The organism is Paraburkholderia phytofirmans OLGA172 (assembly GCF_001634365.1).
Lineage (GTDB): Bacteria > Pseudomonadota > Gammaproteobacteria > Burkholderiales > Burkholderiaceae > Paraburkholderia.
The window spans coordinates 43,425-64,172 of the sequence record NZ_CP014578.1; the positions used below are offsets into that span (position 1 = coordinate 43,425).

The 20,748-nt window shown below is 62.4% G+C and carries 14 protein-coding genes, 1 tRNA gene and 1 pseudogene; 11 read left to right on the plus strand and 5 right to left on the minus strand.

What is annotated here, in order from left to right; translation table 11 throughout:
• Window positions 1-8: 8 nt before the first annotated feature.
• Window positions 9-2,426, minus strand: a complete 2,418-nt coding sequence (locus tag AYM40_RS00185; protein WP_063494440.1) for a heavy metal translocating P-type ATPase — start codon at window positions 2,424-2,426, stop codon at window positions 9-11.
• A gap of 81 nt (window positions 2,427-2,507) precedes the next feature.
• On the opposite strand from AYM40_RS00185, the gene cadR reads away from it, so the two are divergent.
• The 5 genes from cadR to AYM40_RS00210 all read left to right on the plus strand — a co-directional run bounded on the left by cadR (window position 2,508) and on the right by AYM40_RS00210 (window position 7,095).
• On the plus strand, window positions 2,508-2,939 hold the full coding sequence (gene cadR / locus AYM40_RS00190; RefSeq protein WP_063494441.1) for a Cd(II)/Pb(II)-responsive transcriptional regulator: 432 nt from the start codon (window positions 2,508-2,510) through the stop codon (window positions 2,937-2,939).
• Between the two features lie 111 nt (window positions 2,940-3,050).
• Window positions 3,051-3,251 carry a hypothetical protein gene (locus AYM40_RS00195; protein WP_028197690.1) on the plus strand — a complete coding sequence of 67 codons (201 nt, stop codon included), beginning with the start codon at window positions 3,051-3,053 and terminating at the stop codon, window positions 3,249-3,251.
• A gap of 45 nt (window positions 3,252-3,296) precedes the next feature.
• Window positions 3,297-4,700, plus strand: a complete 1,404-nt coding sequence (gene dbpA, locus AYM40_RS00200) for an ATP-dependent RNA helicase DbpA (protein ID WP_063494442.1) — start codon at window positions 3,297-3,299, stop codon at window positions 4,698-4,700.
• Between the two features lie 354 nt (window positions 4,701-5,054).
• A complete protein-coding gene (locus tag AYM40_RS00205; protein ID WP_063494443.1) occupies window positions 5,055-6,209 on the plus strand; it encodes a pyridoxal phosphate-dependent aminotransferase in 1,155 nt (384 codons plus the stop codon).
• 91 nt (window positions 6,210-6,300) lie between these two features.
• Entirely contained in the window at window positions 6,301-7,095 is a 795-nt protein-coding gene (locus tag AYM40_RS00210) for an ABC transporter substrate-binding protein (RefSeq protein WP_063494444.1), read from the plus strand.
• Between the two features lie 215 nt (window positions 7,096-7,310).
• On the opposite strand, the pseudogene AYM40_RS42160 reads toward AYM40_RS00210, so the two are convergent.
• A pseudogene (locus tag AYM40_RS42160) lies at window positions 7,311-7,358 on the minus strand (hypothetical protein); the annotation flags it as partial.
• Window positions 7,359-7,483: 125 nt separating this feature from the next.
• On the opposite strand from AYM40_RS42160, the gene AYM40_RS37835 reads away from it, so the two are divergent.
• From AYM40_RS37835 to AYM40_RS41180, 4 genes are all read left to right on the plus strand, one after another.
• Complete coding sequence (locus tag AYM40_RS37835; protein ID WP_236720875.1) at window positions 7,484-7,648, plus strand: hypothetical protein; 165 nt, start codon at window positions 7,484-7,486, stop codon at window positions 7,646-7,648.
• 279 nt (window positions 7,649-7,927) lie between these two features.
• Complete coding sequence (locus AYM40_RS00215; RefSeq protein ID WP_082854893.1) at window positions 7,928-17,032, plus strand: hemagglutinin repeat-containing protein; 9,105 nt, start codon at window positions 7,928-7,930, stop codon at window positions 17,030-17,032.
• The gene (locus AYM40_RS00220; protein ID WP_082854894.1) at window positions 17,029-17,262 is read left to right on the plus strand and encodes a hypothetical protein; all 234 of its coding nucleotides are present in this window, start codon (window positions 17,029-17,031) and stop codon (window positions 17,260-17,262) included. The genes AYM40_RS00215 and AYM40_RS00220 overlap by 4 nt, the downstream gene beginning before the upstream one ends.
• A gap of 113 nt (window positions 17,263-17,375) precedes the next feature.
• On the plus strand, window positions 17,376-17,522 hold the full coding sequence (locus AYM40_RS41180; protein WP_158515220.1) for a hypothetical protein: 147 nt from the start codon (window positions 17,376-17,378) through the stop codon (window positions 17,520-17,522).
• A gap of 69 nt (window positions 17,523-17,591) precedes the next feature.
• Here the strand turns inward: AYM40_RS41180 and AYM40_RS00230 are convergent, their stop codons facing one another.
• Both AYM40_RS00230 and AYM40_RS00235 read right to left on the minus strand, forming a co-directional pair.
• Entirely contained in the window at window positions 17,592-17,807 is a 216-nt protein-coding gene (locus tag AYM40_RS00230; RefSeq protein ID WP_063494446.1) for a hypothetical protein, read from the minus strand.
• A gap of 165 nt (window positions 17,808-17,972) precedes the next feature.
• Window positions 17,973-18,048: transfer RNA gene (locus AYM40_RS00235), tRNA-Lys, on the minus strand.
• 200 nt (window positions 18,049-18,248) lie between these two features.
• On the opposite strand from AYM40_RS00235, the gene AYM40_RS00240 reads away from it, so the two are divergent.
• Window positions 18,249-18,653 (plus strand): PaaI family thioesterase, encoded by a 405-nt coding sequence (locus AYM40_RS00240; protein WP_063494447.1) that lies wholly within the window; start codon window positions 18,249-18,251, stop codon window positions 18,651-18,653.
• A gap of 44 nt (window positions 18,654-18,697) precedes the next feature.
• Window positions 18,698-19,573 carry a patatin-like phospholipase family protein gene (locus tag AYM40_RS00245; protein ID WP_063494448.1) on the plus strand — a complete coding sequence of 292 codons (876 nt, stop codon included), beginning with the start codon at window positions 18,698-18,700 and terminating at the stop codon, window positions 19,571-19,573.
• Window positions 19,574-19,724: 151 nt separating this feature from the next.
• On the opposite strand, the gene AYM40_RS00250 is transcribed toward AYM40_RS00245, so the two are convergent.
• Window positions 19,725-20,738, minus strand: coding sequence for a D-2-hydroxyacid dehydrogenase family protein (locus AYM40_RS00250; RefSeq protein WP_063494449.1), 1,014 nt, complete (start codon window positions 20,736-20,738; stop codon window positions 19,725-19,727).
• Window positions 20,739-20,748 lie beyond the last annotated feature (10 nt).

Here is a 20,748-nt window from a genome sequence, read left to right on the forward strand (position 1 = left end):
CCGGGACGTTATTTGCGCAACAGCCGCAAGCCATTCGCCACCACCAGCAGGCTTGCGCCGACATCCGCGAACACGGCCATCCACATCGTGCCCAGACCCATCATCGTCAGCACGAGGAAGACGCTTTTGATGCCCAACGCCAGCGTGATGTTCTGCACCAGCACCGAATGCGTCGCCTTCGACAGACGGATGAACTGCGGAATCTTGCGCAGATCGTCGTCCATCAAGGCGACGTCGGCGGTTTCGATCGCGGTGTCGGTGCCCATCGCGCCCATCGCAAAGCCGATGTCGGCGCGCGCCAATGCGGGGGCGTCGTTGATGCCGTCGCCGACCATGCCGACCGTCGCGCCTTCCTGCGACCACTGCGCCACCGCGTTCAGCTTGTCTTCGGGCAACTGATTGCCGCGTGCTTCGTCGATGCCGACTTGCTGGGCGATCGCGGCAGCCGTATGCGGGTTGTCGCCGGTGAGCATGGCGGCACGCACGCCGAGGCGGTGCAAATCGGCGATGGCGGAGCGGCTGGTGTTCTTCACCGTATCGGCGACGGCAAACAGCGCGAGCACGCGTTCGGCATCCACCAGCATCACGACGGTTTTGCCTTGGCCCTCGAGCGCGTCCAGCCGCGCTTCGAGCGAAGCCGAGCAGCGTCCGAGCTCTTCGACCAGCCGATGATTGCCGAGCCAATACGGCACGCCGTCGATTTCGCCGCGCACGCCGCGGCCTGGTAGTGCCTCGAAGGCCTCCACCGTGACGCTGGCGCTTGCGATGCCTTCGCTTTTCGCCGCTGCCGCGATCGCCATCGACACGGGATGATCCGAGCGGCCCGCAAGGCTCGCCGCGAGTGTCCTGCTACGAACCACATCGACATCGGCGCGCATCTCGAACTCGGTTTGCACCGGCTTGCCGTGCGTGATCGTGCCGGTTTTGTCGAGCGCGAGCCAGCTCAGCTTGCGGCCTTGTTCAAGGTAGGCACCGCCTTTGATCAGGATGCCCTTGCGCGCGGCAGCAGCGAGGCCGCTGACGATCGTCACTGGCGTCGAGATCACCAGCGCGCACGGACAGGCGATTACCAGCATCACCAGCGCCTTGTAGACCCATTCGTGCCACTGTCCACCGAACAGCAGCGGCGGCAGCACCGCCACGGCGAGTGCGGCAGCGAACACGATCGGCGTATAGACGCGCGCGAACTGATCGACGAAACGCTGGGTCGGCGCTTTGGTGCCTTGCGCTTCTTCGACCGCGTGAATGATGCGCGCGAGCGTTGTGTTGCTGGCTGCGGCCGTGACACGATAGTCGAACGACCCGGCCTGGTTGATCGTGCCGGCGAATACCGCATCGCCCACGGTTTTGTCGACTGGCAGGCTTTCGCCGGTGATCGGCGCCTGATCGACGCTCGAGCGGCCCGCGACGATTTCGCCGTCGAGCGCAATCCGCTCACCGGGTTTTACTCGCACGACCGCGCCGAGCGCGATCGACTTGAGGTCCGTTGGCTGCCAGCTGCCGTCGGCTTGCTGCACGATGGCCTGTTCGGGCGTAAGTTGCATCAGCCCCTGGATCGCATTGCGGGCGCGGTCGAGCGACTTCGCCTCGATGAGTTCGGCAATCGTGAAGAGCACCATCACCATCGCGGCTTCTGGCCACTGCTGCAGGATCAGCGCACCGGTCACCGCAATGCTCATCAGCGCGTTGATGTTCAGGTTGCCGTTGCGGATCGCAAGCCAGCCCTTTCGGTATGTCGTGAGGCCGCAGGAGGCGATCGCGAGGAGCGCCAGACCCGCCGCCAGCCAGACAGGGGCGCCAAGCCAGCCGGCGGCCTCTGAGCTCACCGCAGCAATGCCTGCGAGCGCCAGCGGCCACCAAGGCTTGGGCGGCGCTTGGGGGGCGACTGCCGCGTCCGGGTTTGCGTCTGCCAGTTCGGGCGTGAAGTCGAGCGAACGGATCGCGGCGAGGATCGAGTCGAGGGCGTCCGGCGCGTGGACGACGGTCAACACGCGCTGCATCAGGTTGAAGTCAATGCTGCGCACGGACGGCATGCGGCTGAATTTCTTGCGGATCAGCGCTTCTTCGGTCGGACAGTCCATCTGCATGATGCGGATCGCGGTGCGCAGGTCGCTGCCGACGGCTTCCGATTGCGGGAGCTTGACCGGCGCGGCTGCGGCGTGCGCCGTTCCGCAGCAGGCTGCCTCGGCGTGGCTGTGGGCGTGTGCTTGACTATGGCCGTGCGCTTTGTGGTCATGGCCGCAGCTTTCGCCGTGTGCATGATCCGGCTCATGAGCACGCGCTTGGTGGCCGTGACCGCAGTTTTCGCCGTGCCCATGAACGTGAGCGTCATCATCGGCATGCTCGTGCGCATGCCCTTCGTGCCCGTGGGCACAGGCTTTGGCTTGTTCCGGGCGGTCCGCTTCGGCGAGGTCGGCGTGAGGCATGGGTGGCTTCCTGGTTCGATTTGTGGTCTAGTAAACACCTTGAAGCCACTACAAGGTCAAGGCCGCAATCCGGGAGGGTCCATGAAAATTGGCGAACTGGCGAAAATCGCCCATTGCACGACCGAAACCATCCGTTTCTACGAAAAAGAGGGCCTGTTGCCCGAAGCGGAGCGCACCGAGGCCAATTACCGCAGCTATACGGCGAGGCACGTCGAACGCCTGCGCTTCATCCGCAATTGCCGTGCGCTCGATATGACCCACGACGAAATCCGTGCGCTGCTGCGTCTGACAGACGCACCGGCGGACGGCTGCGGCGGCATCAATGACCTGATCGACGAGCACATTGCGCACGTCGACACGCGCATCGACGAATTGAAGCAACTGAAAGCGCAGCTGACCACGCTGCGCGAGCAATGCCACGGCGAACAGGCCGTTGAAGACTGCGGCATCGTTCAGGGCCTCACCGACATGGACGTGAGCGCAACGCGGGCGCGGCATACGCATCTGGGTTGAAGCGTTCCGCCCGTACTAACGGCGGCGCCGGCCATCGCAGTGACAGCATTCACGGCTGGGCCATTCATCCGGCCCGCCCAATAAACAATCGAATCCAGTTGGAGAATCAACGTGTTTACTTGTAGAAACCAGCCCTGCGGCGAGCAGTGGGAGATGTCGGACGTCGTCATCAAGAATGAAGGGCAGGGGCTCCTGTTCCGTTGCCCGATGTGCGGCGCGCGCAATTACGTCGAACGTTTCGACGGGGAAGATGGCTCGGTGCTGTACGAGCAGATCGAAGGTCGACCCGCCACCGGCCCCATGGCCGAATAGTCCTTAGCCTTCAGCCTTCTTCAGTCGATAGCGAGCCATCACCCTATGAACACTCCCACCCAAGCCGGCGCGCCGTTTAGCCAGCTACCGCTACCGCCCGCGACGCTCGCCAATCTGACGCAGCTCGGCTATCTCGAGATGACGCCGATTCAAGCCGCGAGCCTGCCGATCGCATTGGCTGGCAACGATCTGATCGCCCAGGCGAAAACCGGCAGCGGCAAGACCGCGGCATTTTCGCTGGCGCTGCTCAACCGCCTCGACGTGCGCAACTTCGCCGTACAGGCGATGGTGCTGTGCCCGACGCGCGAACTTGCCGATCAGGTCACGCAGGAAATCCGCCGTCTGGCGCGCGCCGAAGAAAACATCAAAGTGCTGACGCTGTGCGGCGGCACGCCGATGCGGCCGCAAACGGCCAGCCTCGAACGCGGTGCGCACATCGTGGTCGGCACGCCGGGGCGGATCATGGATCACCTCGAGCGCGGCAGCCTGCCATTGCAGTCGCTCAACACGCTGGTGCTCGACGAAGCCGACCGCATGCTCGACATGGGTTTCTTCGACGATATCGCGACCGTCGTAAAGCAATGCCCGAAAGAGCGGCAAACGCTGCTGTTTTCCGCGACGTACCCGGAAGGCATCGTCAAGCTCAGTCAGCAATTCCTGCGTAATCCGAAGGAAGTCAAGCTCGCCGAGCGGCACGACAACACCAAGATTCGTCAGCGTTTCTATGAAGTGACCGAAGACCAGCGTCTGCATGCTGTCGGTCTGCTGCTGAACCACTATCGTCCGGTGAGCACGCTGGCGTTCTGCAACACCAAGCAGCAATGCCGCGATCTGCTCGACGTGCTGCGCGCGCAGGGTTTTCATGCGCTCGCGCTGCACGGCGAGCTCGATCAGCGTGAACGCGATCAGGTGCTGATCCAGTTCGCGAACCGCAGTTGCTCGGTGCTGGTCGCCACCGATGTTGCCTCGCGCGGTCTGGACATCGCGGAGCTCGAAGCGGTGATCAACGTCGATGTGACGCCGGATCCGGAAGTGCACGTGCACCGCATCGGCCGCACGGGCCGCGCCGATCAGGAAGGCTGGGCGCTCAGTCTCGCCAGCATGAACGAGATGGGCCGCGTGGGCAGTCTGGAACAGGCGCAGAAGCGTGAAGTCGAGTGGCACAAACTGGCCGATCTCAAGCCCGCGAGCAACGAGCGGCTGCTGCCGCCGATGGAAACGCTGCAGATTCTTGGCGGCCGCAAGGAAAAGATCCGTCCCGGCGATGTGCTCGGCGCGCTGACCGGCGAAGCGGGTTTCGCCGGTTCGCAGATCGGCAAGATCAACGTGACCGAAATGTCGACCTACGTGGCCGTGGAGCGCAGCGTCGCGCGTGAGGCGTTGCGCAAGCTTAGCGCCGGCAAGGTGAAGGGCAAGAAGGTCAAAGTCCGGATGATGGACGACGCCTGATCGTCGGCTAGCTTACTTTTGACGGCTGCGACCGCCTGGTCGCAGCCGAGTTGGCCTGCATCACCGCTTCGCATTACAACTCCGCATCACCGCCCTGCATCACATTACGTCATACCTCGGCTGTTTTGTGCGCTTCCCGTGCGGCTCCATTTCTCCCGCTAAACCCCCGATTTCATTGCCTTAGCCTGCCCCGGCGCGGCATTGCGCGAGCCATGACGTAAACGCATGCCGCGCATGACAAAGTTTCGATTGTGACGGTTCTTTGGCTGATGCCTAATTCATGAAACCGGATGGGACCGCCGCGCAGCCGGCGTCCGCGAATCCGCTGCCGGATGAAGAAAGGGAGAAAGCCTTATGCAGAGCGCCATGCAAGCTCGCTCGAAACTGCCTGACGTAGGTACGACGATTTTTACCGTGATCGGCCAACTGGCCGCACAACACGATGCGCTGAACCTGTCGCAAGGTGCGCCGAATTTCGCACCCGACGCGAAACTGATCGACGGTGTCGCGCAAGCCATGCGCGCCGGTCATAACCAGTACGCGCCGATGGCCGGCATCGCCGCTCTGCGCGAAGCGCTCGCCAACAAGGTCGAGACGCTGTATGGCGTGCGCTACGACCCGTCGAGCGAAGTCACCGTGATTGCCAGCGCCAGCGAAGGCCTGTATTCGACGATCAGCGCGTTGGTGCATCCCGGCGACGAAGTGATTTACTTCGAGCCGTCATTCGATAGTTACGGCCCGATCGTGCGCCTGCAAGGCGCGACGCCGATCCCGATCAAACTGTCGCTCGCCGATTTTCGCGTGAACTGGGACGAAGTTGCCGCCGCGATTACGCCGAAGACGCGGATGATCATCATCAACACGCCGCACAACCCGACTGCGACCGTGTTCAGCGAGGCCGACATCGCGCGTCTGAAGGCCGTGACGCGCAATACCGATATCGTGATTCTTTCCGACGAAGTCTACGAACACGTGGTGTTCGACGGCGCCAAACATCAGAGCATGGCTTGCGACACCGAACTCGCGGAGCGCAGCGTGATCGTGTCGTCGTTCGGCAAGTCGTATCACGTGACCGGTTGGCGCGTCGGCTATTGCTTCGCGCCTGCCGCGTTGATGGACGAGATTCGCAAAGTCCATCAGTTCATGGTGTTTTCTGCCGATACACCGATGCAGTACGCGTTTGCCGATGCGCTGGCCAATCGCGAGAGCTATCTCGGCCTGTCCGCGTTCTATCAGAAGAAGCGCGATCTGCTCGCCCATGCGCTGCGCGAATCGCGCTTCGAGTTGTTGCCGAGTGAGGGCAGCTTCTTCATGCTCGCGCGCTTTCGCGGTTTCTCCGAGGAAAGCGATAGCGATTTCGTGCTGCGTCTGATTCGCGATGCGCGTGTCGCGACGATTCCGCTGTCGGCGTTTTATACCGACGGCACGGATTCCGGCTTGATCCGCTTGAGCTTCTCGAAGGACGACGCGACCTTGATTGAAGGCGCGCGGCGTTTGTGCGAAATCTGATTGACCGGCTGCACGAGACAGCGGCATTTTGGCCGCAGTATGATCGTCGCGCGGTTGCTGTTACAACGAAACAAAGGGAAAGGGACCGGATATGAAATCACTCAAGCCTCTATTGGCGCTGGCCTGCGCATTCGCGTCGATTGCCGCATCGTCTGCCGCGCTCGCCGCCGACACATCGACGCTGCGTTTCGGACTCGAGGCACAGTATCCGCCGTTCGAATCGAAAGGGCCGAACGGTGAACTGCAAGGTCTCGACATCGATGTCGGCAATGCTGTCTGCGTCGCTGCGCATATGACGTGCAAATGGGTCGAAACCTCGTTCGACGGTTTGATTCCCGCGCTGCAAGGCCGGAAGTTCGACGCGATCAATTCGGCGATGAACGCTACCGAGCAGCGCCGTCAGGCGATCGATTTCACCACCGTCGTGTATCGCGTACCGACTCAACTGATCGCGAAGCGCGACAGCGGTCTGCTGCCGACGCTGGCATCGTTGAAGGGCAAACGCGTCGGCGTGTTGCAGGCGTCGATTCAGGAAACCTTCGCGAAGACACATTGGGAACCGGCTGGCGTGACCGTCGTGCCGTATCAGGATCAGAACCAGGTGTATGCGGATCTGGTGGCGGGGCGACTCGATGCGACGCTCGTTCTCGCGCCGGCCGGCCAGACGGGTTTTCTGTCGAAGCCTGACGGCAAGGACTACGCGTTCGTCGGTCAACCGGTGCGCGATGACAAGATCCTCGGCAGCGGCATCGCATATGGGATTCGCAAAGGCGACACCGCGCTGCGTGATCAGCTGAACGCGGCGATTGCGAAGGTGCAGGCAGACGGTACGGTGAAGACGCTGGCGGCGAAGTATCTCGGCAATATCGACATCTCGCCGAAGTAACTTATTGACCGTGTTACGGCCCTTGCGCGGCGCGTGCCGCGTGCCGATTGTGCGCCGGCGCTGAGCGCGACGACGTTGGACCGGCCCGGGAGAAATCGACGAGGCCAACGCGAAGAGTAAGACGGTCATCTGATGCCTCGATACGTGAGTGCGCAGGACTTGCGACGCTCAACGGTGTCAGGCAGCGGGGCCGGGTGTATCGAAGGAGATCGCTTTCAGTGAAGCATCGCTGCAGCGCCGCAGCACTTCTTGAATTTCTTGCCGCTGCCGCAAGGACAGGGGTCGTGGCGGCCGCGGAGGCAGTCGCGAGTTCGCGCCTTCTTGCACGGATCGGCGGCGCGGTACTGCCGTCATCCGTGTTGACCAATTGCGCGCATTGACGGGGCCGTTGAGTCTTGACGAAGTAGCGGAGCAGTTCACGGGTCTTTCAATGTTTGTTCAAGTCTCTATTTTCGGTCTGTTCGATGATGTGTTGGCTGATGTGCGATCGACGCTGGAAGTTGCGAGCGCGCTTGGCAATTCAGGTACCCGCAGCACGATGAGTAACGCGTAGAACCCGCAGTGCCGACGTGACCGCGCAAGGTCTTATGCCGGTCCGCATAGTTGCACATTTACAAATTATTGGTCGAACCATTTTTGTCAGCCTCGCGCAGTTTTTTTCGTTCACAAGAGGTCGGATGAAATCGGACCGTGACAATAAGAAAACTCCGAATGTGTCGTATTCGTTGCGCCAGCGCACGTTATGACAATTTGTAACCTCAACTTGCACAAGCTAAATGTGAACAGCCGCTAGTTTACGAACCTTGATTGTTTCGTATAACGAACCGGCAAAATGAATAAGAACAATTACCGGCTGGTATTCAGCCGGGTGCGAGGGATGCTCGTCGCCGTCGAGGAAACCGCCACGGCAACGGGAAAGGAGAACAGACAGACCACGGTGCACAGTCGCGGTAATCCGGCAGTTCGCACAGCGCTATTTACACTGCGGCAGATCGCGTTCGCCGCACTCGCACTTATTGGCGCGCTGCCGTCGCTGTCGGGCGCACAGATCTTTCCGGGCGGCGCGCACGCCCCATCCGTCGTCCAGACCCAGAACGGCCTGGATCAGGTGAACATCAACCGGCCCTCGGGCACGGGCGTCTCGATGAATACCTATGGCCGGTTCGACGTGCAGCCGAAAGGCGCGATCCTGAACAATTCGCCCACCATCGTGCAGACGCAGCAGGCGGGCATGATTAACGGCAATCCGAATTTCGGACCAGGCCAGTCGGCGCGTGTCATCGTCAACCAGGTTAACAGCAGCGCGGCCAGCCAGATCAATGGACATCTTGAAGTCGCGGGCCAGCGCGCGGAAGTTGTCATCGCGAACGGCTCTGGTATTTCGGTCAATGGTGGCGGTTTTATCAATACGTCCAGGGCCATCCTGACCACGGGCACGCCGAACTTTGCGCCGGACGGTTCACTCTCGGGCTTTAACGTGACCGGGGGCAACATCAGCATCCAGGGCGCGGGGCTGAATGCAGGCGATACCGACCAGGTTGACCTGCTTTCCCGCGCCGTCCAGGCAAACGCCGCAATCTATGCGAAGAACCTGAACGTCGTGACCGGTGCGAACAGTATCAGTCATGACAGACTCGCTGCAACGCCTGTCGCGGGCGATGGTCCGGCGCCGGGTGTCTCCATCGACGTGAGCCAGCTTGGCGGCATGTACGCGAACAGGATCGTTCTGGTCGGCACTGAACAGGGCGTGGGTGTGTCCACCAAAGGTGTGCTGGCTGCGCAGTCGGGCGATCTGGTACTGAGCACCAATGGCCTGTTGACGCTCGCCGGACAGACCAATGCAAGCGGAAACCTAGCGCTGTCCGCACGGGATGGCATCGACAACAGCGGGACAACCTACGCGCAGCAGAATGTCACAGCGAGCACGTCGGGCGGGCTCACGAATAGCGGTGTGGTGGCGGCGCAGCAGAGCACGACCGTCAATGCGGGCAGCGTGGCATCGACGGGTACGCTCGGTGCGGGTGTGAACGGCGACGGCAGCCTTGCGCAGTCCGGCGACCTGTCCGTGACGGCTGGCGGCACACTAAGCGCGACCGGTCGCAACGCGGCCGGCGGTAATGCGGCGCTGAACGGCGCGGCGGTCAATCTCGCCGGAAGCAGTACCTCGGCCAACGGTGCGCTGGCACTCACGGCCAGCAGCGGCGACCTGAACCTGTCGGGCGCAACGGTGACGGCGGGCGGCGCGCTGGACACGCGCGCCTCCGGGACGCTGGTGAACGACGGCGGTGTACTGTCGTCAGGCGGTCCGCAGACCGTCACGGCGGGCGCACTGTCCAACCGCAATGGGCAGATTGTCTCGGGCAGTACGCTCAACGTCGCGGCAACAAGTGACTTGTCGAACCAGGGCGGCACGCTGCAGTCGTCAGGCGTACTTTCCGTCAATGCCGCTTCGCTCGACAACACGGGAGGTCATGTTGCGGCGCTGGGCGCGGACAGCCTCACGCTGGCGACGGTCGGCGTGCTGAACAATGGCGTGGGCGGCACCATCGGCGGCAATGGCAACGTAACCGTGCAGGCCGGACAGATCGCAAACGCGGGTTCGATCACGGCGGTGCAGTCACTGATTGCCAGCGCCGTGCAGACGCTGTTCAACAGTGGCACGCTGGCGGCGAATGGCAACGTCACGCTGTCCGCAGGTTCGACGCTGACGAACGCGAACACCATCGCGGCGGGTCATCTTGCAACACTGACGGCGGCGACATTCGACAACAGCCACGGCAACCTCGGTGCGGACCAGCTCGCGCTGCATGCGGCGAACCTCGTTAACCACGGCGGCAGCATCACGCAGACCGGCACAGGCGCGATGACCGTCGATGTAACCGGCACGCTCGACAATTCGGGCGGCACGCTGCAGACCAACAGTGACGGCCTGGCGCTCGGCCCCGCTGCGCTCATCAACGACGGCGGCACGATTGCCAGTTCCGGCACCGGCACGCTGTCGGTCGATACCGGAACACTGTCGAACAACGGCGGCACGATTGCGACGAATGGCGCACTCGATGTCCGCTCGGGTGTGGCTTCAAACCGGGGCGGCACGCTGGCCGCGCAGACGGGTGCGACGCTCCACGTTGCCTCACTGGACAACAGCGCGGGCGGCTATGTCGGCGCTCAGACCGTTTCGGTGTCGGACACAGGCGCGTTCAACAACGCAGGCGGCACGATCCAGGCGGACGACACGCTCTCCGTCTCGGCGCAGTCGGTTGCCAACGATGGCGGTTCCATCGCGAACGGCGGCACCGGTAAGACGACGGTTGTCGCCAGCGGTGTGGTCACGAACACGGCCGACGGCCTGATTGGTGGCAATGGCGACGTGTCGGTATCGGGTGGCAGCATCGGCAATGCGGGTGGCACGGTCACAGCGGGCGGCGCGGCCGCGGTGCAGTCCGGCAGCGTGCTCGACAACCGTGCAGGGCTGATCCAGGGTAGCGGCAACCTGATGGCGTCGGCGCAGGGCGCAATCGACAATACGGGCGGCCAGATCGAGGCGGATGCGACGGTAGACAAGCCTGCGGCAACGCTGGTCGTCACGGGCGCATCGCTCGACAACGCGAACGGTCGCATCGCGAACACCGGATCGGGTGCGACGACTGTGAGTGCTGCCACCATCACGAACAGCAATACGGGCGGCGTCGCTGGCGCAGGCACCATTGGCGGCAATGGTGACGTGACCGTGAACGCAGACACGCTGTCGAACACGAACGGCGCGCAGCTCGTGTCGGGCTACGACCTGATGCTGGACATTACGCAGCTCGCGGACAACACGAACGCAACGCTTTCGGGTGCAGGCAACGTCACGCTGAACGGCCCCAATGCAAGTGTCATCAATGCGGGTGGGTCGATCCACGGCAACGGTGCGATTGCGCTGAACGCGGCTTCGCTCGACAACACGTCGGGCCGGATCGGCAACGATCCCCCAGGGGGACTTCCTTCGGGGCGTGCGGGCAGAGGCGGCTCGGTATCCGTCAGTGCCGGCACGCTGGCGAACCAGAACGGCGTGATTGGCAGCGATCAGAACCTGAGCATCACGACGAACCAGCTTACGGGTGACGGCAGGATCATTGCCGGGAACGACGGTGCAGTGACGGTCAACAGCGATTACACGCTCACCGGCACCAACCGGATTCAGGCCAACCACAACCTGACGTTTACGACAGCAGGCACCTTCACGAACCAGGGCACGCTCGGCGCGGTGAACGTACTGACTGTGAACGCGGCGAACGTGGACAACCAGACCGGCGCGAACCTCAACTCGTCAGACACGACGGTCAATGCGGCGAATGCCATCACCAACGCAGGCCGCATCGAAGGCGATTCGGTGACGACGCACAGCGCGTCGCTGACCAACACCGCAACGATTGTCGGCAACACGGTCACGCTGAACGCCGGTTCCATTGCCAACATGGGCGCGGCTGCGGCCATTGCCGCGGCGTCGGCGGTCAACCTGTATGCATCGGGCGACATCTCCAATACGGGCGGTGCGAACATCTTCAGTCTCGGTGACATCAACATCGCTGCAGATGGCACGCGCGATGTGAACGGACTGCTCGCCAACCGCAGCAACTCCGTCACCAATGACCAGTCCACCATCGAGGCGCAGGGCAACGTCGAGGTCGCCACGCAGACGCTGACCAACACACGCCCCGCCCCCACCGTCGAGACGGTGACCACCGATGTCGATACGGTTCACCAGACCAAGCGCAGCAGGTACATGGCCTGCACGACCGGAAACGCCGACAAGGGGTACTGTACGCAGGCCATGTGGGACGATGGCTATATCGTGCCAATCACCGCCACGTGGTCAGGGGCGGATGTCATGTCACAGAACACTGGCCCCAATGCGACTGACAAGGTGCTGGTAGTGAACGTCAACGGCCAGCCGCAGACGATCTACTACAACACGCTGACGACCAACGCTGACGGCTCGATCACCGCCACTTACTGGGACGACTACGATCCGAACGTCAACTACGATCCCGGCACCGAATACGCATCGCGCAACGACGCCCACAAGGGGTATCAGCGGGTCGAGATCGCACGCGACACGACGACCACGACGCAGCAGGACCAGGTCACCGGGCAGCAGGCCCAACAGGCGCAGATCATGGCGGCCGGCAACATGCTACTTGCGAACGTCGGCACGCTGAACAATGAATACAGTGCGATCGGCGCGGGCGGATCCATCCAGATCGGCAGCGCACAGGCAGACGGCGATGTGGCAAGCGGCAACTACGGGGGCACCCTCGTCAACAACATCGGCCAGACGCTATACCAGTATCAGAAGCAGGACATCGTTTCGACCTACGCGTGGAACGAGAACATTTCGCGCGATGTGGGGACGGTGGTCGAGCCGTCGATTATCCTGTCACCCGTTGCCATCGGCGGAACGGGCGGAACGATCATCGCGAACAACCCGGTGCAGATCAGCGCGACCGACATCAACAACACGAACGTTTCGGCGGCGAACTCCGCGACCGGCGCGACAGGCGGCACGCTCGGGGCGAATGGCACGGTGGGCGGCATTACCGGCACGGGTGCGCAGACGGTCAACCTGGCAACCGGCCAGACACAGACCATCAACGCACCACAGTCCATCGCCGGACCGGGTGGCGCGCTCGGTATCACGCTGCCGTCGAGCGGCCTGTATACGTTCAACACCGCACCCGGCGCGTCCTATCTGGTCGTCACCGATCGGCGCCTGACCAGCTACACGAGTTTCATTTCGAGCGACTACATGCTGGGGGCACTCGGCCTTGATCCGTCGAAGACCATCAAGCGGCTGGGCGATGGCGTGTACGAGGAACAGATGGTGCGCAACCAGATCACGCAGCTCACGGGCCGCGTCTATCTGCAGGGCTACACGAGCAAAGAGGACGAGTACCGCGCGCTGATGAGCAACGGTGTGAACGTCGCGAAGGAATTCAACCTCGAACCGGGGCTGGCGCTGACTGCCGCGCAGATGGATGCGCTCACCAGCGATATCGTGTGGCTGGTGAACCAGACTGTCACGCTGCCGGACGGCACGACGCAAACGGTGCTGACGCCGGTCGTGTATCTGGCCCACGCCCACGCGAACGACCTGCAGCCGACCGGTGCACTGATTGCCGCCGATGATGTGGAGATTCACGCCACCGGCAGCGCGACCAACTCGGGCGTCATCAAGGGCGGTACGCAGACCGTTGTTGCTGCGACCAATATCCTGAACCGGGGCGGCTCCATCGGTAGCGGTTCGGGCAGCAGCACGGACAACGGCACGACGGTTGTTTCGGCGACGAATGATGTGGTCAATGCATCGGGACGCATCACCGGCAACCGGGTTGCCGTGCTCGCGGGTCGTGACATCGTGAACACGACGCTGGTGGATACCGTTGGTGTCAGTTCGGCGGTCGGCAACAGCAAGGTCAGCCAGAGCCTGCTCGGCGCACAGGGCACGATTGCATCGACGGGTGATCTGCTTGTGGTGGCAGGTAATGACCTGACGGTTCATGGTGCGAGCATCGCGGCGGGCGGCAACGCGCAGATCGCGGCAGGGCACGACATTACCGTGGATACGGTGCAGTCGGACACGTCGCAGTCGGTCACGAAGAATGCGGACCATCATTGGGAAGCGTCCAGCACGATCAACCAGACCGGTGCAATCACGGCAGGCGGCAGTCTCGCGATGCAAAGCGGCAACGATACGACGCTCAAGGGGGCGACGGTCACCGCGGGCAGCGACATGGCGGTTGTCGCGGGCGGCAACCTGACGGCAACGACCGTTACCAACACCGCGAACTCCAACAATGTCGCAACCGACGACAGGACGCGCAAGCAGGCAGACCGCAGCTACGACGAACAGGCAGTGGGCTCGACCATTTCTGCTGGCGGCAATGCGACGCTCGCGGCCCTGAGCGCCGATCCGACAAAGGGCAACGTCACGCTCACCGGTTCGTCGCTGGCAGCAGGCCGTGGCGCGGCAACCATTGCGGCCACGGGCGACGTAAACATCAATGAAGGCCGTGAGGAACACGATTCGTACTCGGCGACCGAATCAAAGCGTGGCAGCTTTGTGCATGGCTCGACCACTGACACGATGCAGAACACGCAGGCGAACATCGGCGTTGGCAGTACCGTGTCGGGCGATATGGTAACGGTTAGCGCTGGCCGCGACCTGAACGTCAAAGGCTCGACCATCGCGGGCACGAATGACGTGAATCTGGCGGCAGCAGGCAACGTGAACATCACGACCTCGCAGGACACACAGAGCACATCGAGCTACTACCAGAAGCACGAGTCCGGCATCGGCACAGGCGGTGGGATCGGCATTTCGGTGGGCAGCAAGACGCAGACCGACACGGCCAGTACCACGCAGGTAACGAACACCGGCAGCACGGTCGGCTCGCTTGATGGCAGTCTGAACATCACCGCAGGCAAGGACTTGCACGTAACGGGTAGCGATCTGGTTGCGGCGCAGAATCTCACGGGCACCGGTGCGAACGTCACGATCGACTCTGCCGTCGATACGATGCACCACGACGAGACGCACAAGGTCAAACAGAGCGGCTTTACGCTCGCGATCAGGGCCCCGGTGATTGACGCGGTGTCCAACACGGTAGACCAGGCGCATGCGGCGAGCCATAGCCAGGATGATCGCGCGGCAGCACTGCACGGCATGGCGGCGGCGAGTGGCGCAATCGATTCGGTGGGTGCGGCTGGCGCTGCATTGGGCGCGCTCGCCAAGAACCAGAAGCCGGAAGCGAAGGTTGAACTCAGCTACGGCAGCAGCCACAGCAAGAGCACCTACACCGAGGACAGCACGACCAATCGCGGGTCAAGTGTCACGGCGGGCGGCACAGCCGCGTTCGTTGCGACCGGCGACGGCACGCCGGGAAGCGGCAACCTGACGATTGCAGGTGCGAACGTGAACGCGAATGACGTGATCCTGGGGGCAAGAAACCAGGTCAATCTCGTGAACACGACCGATACCGACTCGACGCGCAGCAGCAACGAGTCCAGCAGCGCGAGCGTGGGTATCTCCTATGGCAGGCAGGGCTTCGGTGTCGATGCGTCGATGTCGAAGGCGCACGGCAATGGCAACAGCGATGCCGCCATGCAGAACAACACGCATGTGACGGCGGCCAACACCGCGACGATCATTTCGGGTGGCGACACCAACATCGTCGGGTCGAACGTCAACGGTCGCCAGGTGAACGCCGATGTCGGCGGCAACCTGAACATCGCGAGCGTGCAGGACACGATGCCGAGCGCGGCGCATCAGGAGAGCACGGGCGGTGGATTTGCAATCGGCCAGGGCGGCGGCAGCGCGAGCTTCAGCCAGACGAATGCGAACGCGAACGGCAGCTATGCAGGTGTCAATGAGCAGGCCGGGATTCACGCGGGTACGGGTGGGTTTGATATTGATGTCCACGGCAACACCGATCTCAAGGGCGCTACCATAGCCAGTGACGCCACGCCGGAGAGGAACACGCTCAGCACTGGCACACTGTCCTTCTCGGACATGCAAAACAGTTCGAACTACGATGCGAAAAGCAGCGGATTCTCGGCCGGCGCTTCAATGGGTTTGCCGGACAAGGCGGTTGGACCGGCCTCGGTGCCAGACTCGGGCGGTATCACGCCGTCTCTTGGCCAGCACGACAGCGGCAGTGACAGCGCGACGACACGTAGCGGCGTGAGCACCGGTGCGATCAATATCACGGACACTGACCATCAGACGCAGGACGTGGCGAGCCTGAACCGCGACACGTCGGACACGAACGCCACGGTCGCGAAAGCGCCGGACCTGAACAACCTGCTGGAGCGGCAGGCCGACATGATGAGTGCGGCGAGCGCGGCCGGTCAGGCAGTGGCGACGCAGATCGGCAACTATGCGGACCGGCGTCTGCAGGAGGCTCGGGATGCGGGCGATCAGGCGGGCATTGCGGCGTGGTCTGAGGGTGGCAGCGCGCGCGTGGCGATGCACACGGCAGGCGGTGCGCTGGTGGCCGGACTCGGCGGCGGCAATGCGTTGGGCGGCGCCGCGGGTGCGGCGACGTCGGCGGTACTGGCGGGGAACCTGAACGGCATCAGCAATGCGGTTCACGATGCAAACCCAACTGGCGACGCCGACGCGAATCGCATGCTGGGCAACATCCTGGCCAATGCGCTAGCCGGAAGCGCGGGCGCACTCGTAGGCGGAAATTCCGGTGCATTTGCGGGGGCGAACGAGGATCTGTACAACCGTAGTACTTCGTGCAACGGCGCTCACTGCGATGACAGCAATGCGATCGGCAAACGGAGCGATACAGCCGATGCGTTCAGAATCGATCTGGTGTCGCAGGCGTGCGGTGCGGGCGCGCAGTGTAGTGAGGCGGTGATTCAGGTCGCGATTCAGGCGCAGAGTGCGAATGCAGATGCGGCCTCGGCGAACATGCAGACGGCGGCGGCGTATGGTGCACCAGTTGGTGTGCTGGCGTTGATCGGACCGCAAGCGGTGGCGGCTGCTGCACTGGCCGGTGGATTTGATTATTGGGGCGATGCTGTCAGTTACGCAATGGGCCTGTCGAGAGACAAGCCGGACTTTACGAAGTCATACACTACGGGCGTGATAAATGGGGCTCTTTATCCATTTGCCATTGCAGACACGGCGATTGCCGGCATGGGAACTGCCGGAAAGGTTGCGGCCAATGGCTACAATGCCATCGTGGCAGGAACTGGTGCGTTTGGTTCGGCAGCGGTTACTCACCAAGCTAGCCCCGATGCATCTGGTGGATTTGCTGCTGGTTCTGCTGCTGCGGGCGGGGCGACGAAGGTTCTGTTCCCTGGCACTCTGGGTAACTTACTCAATAACGTGATCCAAGGTTTAAGCGGCCCATTCCAGAATGCTATTACGCAACATAAATGACACGGTCTAAAGATGCGCAAGCCAAGCTTCGCGCGCTCATGAAACGAGCTTTAATAGCCTACTCGGGTGCGGTAGGGATTGTAGTCTTTGCGCTTGCTATTTCGATTGGGCACGGTGCAGGCCTGAAGCCTCTTCTGATACTGATGCCGCTGTTTTTTATTCTGTTTGGAGGCGTCACGTATCAGCTCATCAAGGAGTTGCGTGAGCTAAAGAAGAACAAAGGCGAATAACAGCAAACCCGGCCGCAGCCGGGTTTGCTGTTATAGGTGTCATTCATTTCCGTCTGCTGAGTCGTTGCCGTGTGCAGGAGGCTGCTCCGATCGCGACGGCGGAAGCGCTTGACGTGAAACAGACGGAAGGCGGTGAACTGCTGTTCACGTTTGGGGAGCGCGTATGGCGTATCCGTGGCTGGCAGAAGAACCTCGGACCGGAACAGATGCGCGTGAACGTGCATCGACAACGGCGGGCGTGTCGGGTGCGTGTGTTCTGAACATCGCGAGCGTGCAGGACACGATGTCGAGCGCGGCGCATCAGGAGAGCACGGGCGGTGGATTTGCGATCAGCCAGGGTGGCGGTACCGCTCCAACGCCTGGCGGAGCGTGGTTCGCTCAGCTTCCGTACGATCGACGTACGCCCCGCTGTCCATTTCCGACTCCACCCGCCTCGCCCATTGCTGCGCTTGCTGCTTCGTATCGAACGACCGATAGACGGGTTCGTAACCGCGTCGGCGGACCTCGGCGCGCCAGTACGCGCCGCGCTGACTGATGTATGCCATTTCCAGACTCCCATGCGAAAGGATTTAGATCGCTTGGTCTGGATTCTTCCGTTCCGGCAGTTTTCCGGCAAAGGCCAGTTTTTGACGCCTGCACGCGCCGGCTACAGGCGAAAAAAAAGCACCACGATCGCTCGTAAGTGCTTGATTTCCTACTGCTAAATTCGGTGGTGGGGCGTGAGTGACTCGAACACTCGACCTACGGATTAAGAGTCCGCTGCTCTACCAACTGAGCTAACGCCCCCAACAGAAGCGAAATTATGCAGTAACTTTCCGAACTTGCCAAGCCCCTTTAGCAGATTTCTTAAAAAATCTGAGGACCACGACCCGGCATCAGCGCTGCTAGCGGCCCCGCACAGGGAAGGCGCGCGCTTCATCGTCCCGGTATCATGTCGCGGATATCTGCCGCACGAACCGTCGCGCGGCTTTCGACCGGGGACCGCCATGGATGACAAAGAGATTACCGCGCTGCTCGACCGCATTCTCGCCCCGTGGGTCCGCTCGCTCACGCTGACCCCGGTCAAGGTCGACGAAGAAAGTGCGACTTTGCGCCTGCCGTTTTCCGGCGGGCTGCGCCATTCGGGCGGCGTGATCTGCGGCCAGGTCTTCATGGCGGCCGCCGACACGGCCATGATCGTCGCGATTGCTGCCGCGCTGGGCGGTTTCAAGCCGATGAGCACCGTCTCGCTCAACATCAGTTTCATGCGCGCGGTCCGCAACGGCGATGTGTTGATTACCGCGCGCGTGCTGCGCATGGGCCGCAATCTCGTGTTCGGCGAAGTCGAGTTATTCGACGATGCCGGCAACATGGCCGTCCACGCCACCACCACCTACGCGCTGCTCGACTGAGGCCCGAAACAGGCCCGCAAGCTGCATTAGAGGAAAAAGCCAAGATGTTCGATCAGGTCGTATTCGCCGGCGGCGGCAATCGCTGCTGGTGGCAGGCGGGATTCTGGGACGTGGTGCAGCCGGAGCTGGATATCCGTCCGCGCGTCATCGCTGGCATTTCGGCCGGCGCCGCCACCGCGTGCATGCTCTACACGCGCGATTCCGACTGGGTCATGCGCTATTACCAGGACGCGCTGCGCCACAACACCCGCAATGCGTACTGGGGCAATCTGCTGCGTGGCGAATCGGTTTTTCCGCATTACCGGATCTACCGGCAGGCGCTGCTCGACATCTACAGCGACAAATTCTCCACGCTCGCCGACGCGCCCGAAATCCGCATCGGAGTGTCGCACCTGCCACGCTGGCTTGGCGCGCGAAGCGCGGTCGCCGCAGGCCTGATCGCGTACAACATCGAGAAATACGTGCGCAAAACGCTGCATCCGACGCTGGGTCAGACGCTCGGCTTTCATCCGGAATTCGTGCGCGCGCAGGATTGCGCGACGGTCGAGGATCTCGCCGATCTGATTCTGCAATCATCGAGTACGCCGCCGTTCACGCCGGTTTTGCGGCGCAACGGCAGACCGGTGCTGGATGGCGGGATGGTCGACAACGTGCCGGTCGGCGCGCTCGACGCCGAGGCGCCCGGCAACGTGCTGGTGATGGTCACGCGTCTTTACCCACGGCCGCAGATGTTCGTCGTGCCGCACGGCGTGCAGCAACGGCTCTACGTGCAGCCGTCGCGCAAGGTGCCAATTTCGAGTTGGGATTACACCAGCCCGTCGCAGATGGTGCACGCGTATAACCTCGGCCGCGTCGACGGCGAGGCCTTTCTGGAACGCATGCCTGATCTGCTTGAAGCCGGTGCGCACGAAGCGCGCTGAGTTGAGCGGCAGCGGCGTGGTTTCTAAAAGCGTTGCGTGGCTCGCGGCCTCGCGCCAAAGGAAGTGGCGCGCAGATCGAAGCCTGACGCAATCGCGAGTGGTCAGCGCGGGTGCTTTACCGAAAATTGCAGTCGGAGTCTAGCGCAGACGCTTAACGTCGGCGCCCGCCCTGCAACGCTTCCGGATTCGCCACGCTGACCGTATCGCCGGCGTCGAAAGCCAGAATGTTCTGGAATGCCGCGGTGAAATACAACTCGTAGCTCTCGCGTTCCACGTAGCCGATGTGCGGCGTGCAGATCACATTTTCCATGCGCAACAGGCTGTAGCCCTGCAGAATCGGCTCGCTTTCGTAGACATCGATCGCGACCATCCCCGGTCGGTTGTGCGACAGCGCGTTCACCAGCGCGTTTTCGTCGAGCAGTTCGGCTCGGCTCGTGTTCACGAGCAACGCGGTCGGCTTCATCCGCATCAGGTCTTCCTGCTTGACGATGCCGCGCGTGTCGTCATGCAGACGCAGGTGCAATGACAGCACATCGCTCTGCTCGAACAGCGCCTCACGACTCTCGGCCACGTCATACCCGTCCGCGCGCGCCGCTTCGCGCGAATGCTCGCGGCCCCAGATCAGCACGTTCATGCCGAAGGCCTTGCCGTATCCGGCAACCAACCGGCCGACTTTGCCGTAACCCCAAATCCCCAGGGTCTGACCGCGTAACACCTGGCCCAAACCGAAGTTCGGCGGCAGCGCCGATGTCTTCAAACCGGATTGCTGCCAGGCCCCTTGCTTAAGGTTTGCTACGTATTGCGGAATCCGCCGCTGAGCGGCCATGATGAGGGCCCAGGTCAGTTCGGCCGGCGCGATCGGCGAGCCGCTGCCTTCCAGCACGGCAATGCCACGCTCGGTACAGGCTGCCAGGTCGATATGGCTGGAAACTTTGCCAGTCTGACTGATCATGCGCAAACGCGGCAACTTGTCGAGTAGTTGCGAGCTGATGCGGGTGCGTTCGCGAATCAGGACCAAGGCGTCGACTTCGGAAAGACGGCTCGCCAGTTGGCCGAGACCGCGGACGGTGTTGTTGAAGACCTTGACCTCATGGTCGGCCAGCAGTTGAAAGCAGTCGAGCTTGCGGACGGCGTCCTGGTAATCGTCGAGGATGGCAATCTTCATGGTATGTGTC

Excerpts from the sequence above, each read along its gene's own strand:
- AYM40_RS00185 (WP_063494440.1), bottom strand. The coding sequence starts at position 2,426 with ATGCCTCACGCCGACCTCGCCGAAGCGGACCGCCCGGAACAAGCCAAA.
- cadR (WP_063494441.1), top strand. The coding sequence starts at position 2,508 with ATGAAAATTGGCGAACTGGCGAAAATCGCCCATTGCACGACCGAAACC.
- dbpA (WP_063494442.1), top strand. The coding sequence starts at position 3,297 with ATGAACACTCCCACCCAAGCCGGCGCGCCGTTTAGCCAGCTACCGCTA.
- AYM40_RS00205 (WP_063494443.1), top strand. The coding sequence starts at position 5,055 with ATGCAGAGCGCCATGCAAGCTCGCTCGAAACTGCCTGACGTAGGTACG.
- AYM40_RS00210 (WP_063494444.1), top strand. The coding sequence starts at position 6,301 with ATGAAATCACTCAAGCCTCTATTGGCGCTGGCCTGCGCATTCGCGTCG.
- AYM40_RS00215 (WP_082854893.1), top strand. The coding sequence starts at position 7,928 with ATGAATAAGAACAATTACCGGCTGGTATTCAGCCGGGTGCGAGGGATG.
- AYM40_RS00220 (WP_082854894.1), top strand. The coding sequence starts at position 17,029 with ATGACACGGTCTAAAGATGCGCAAGCCAAGCTTCGCGCGCTCATGAAA.
- AYM40_RS00230 (WP_063494446.1), bottom strand. The coding sequence starts at position 17,807 with ATGGCATACATCAGTCAGCGCGGCGCGTACTGGCGCGCCGAGGTCCGC.
- AYM40_RS00240 (WP_063494447.1), top strand. The coding sequence starts at position 18,249 with ATGGATGACAAAGAGATTACCGCGCTGCTCGACCGCATTCTCGCCCCG.
- AYM40_RS00245 (WP_063494448.1), top strand. The coding sequence starts at position 18,698 with ATGTTCGATCAGGTCGTATTCGCCGGCGGCGGCAATCGCTGCTGGTGG.
- AYM40_RS00250 (WP_063494449.1), bottom strand. The coding sequence starts at position 20,738 with ATGAAGATTGCCATCCTCGACGATTACCAGGACGCCGTCCGCAAGCTC.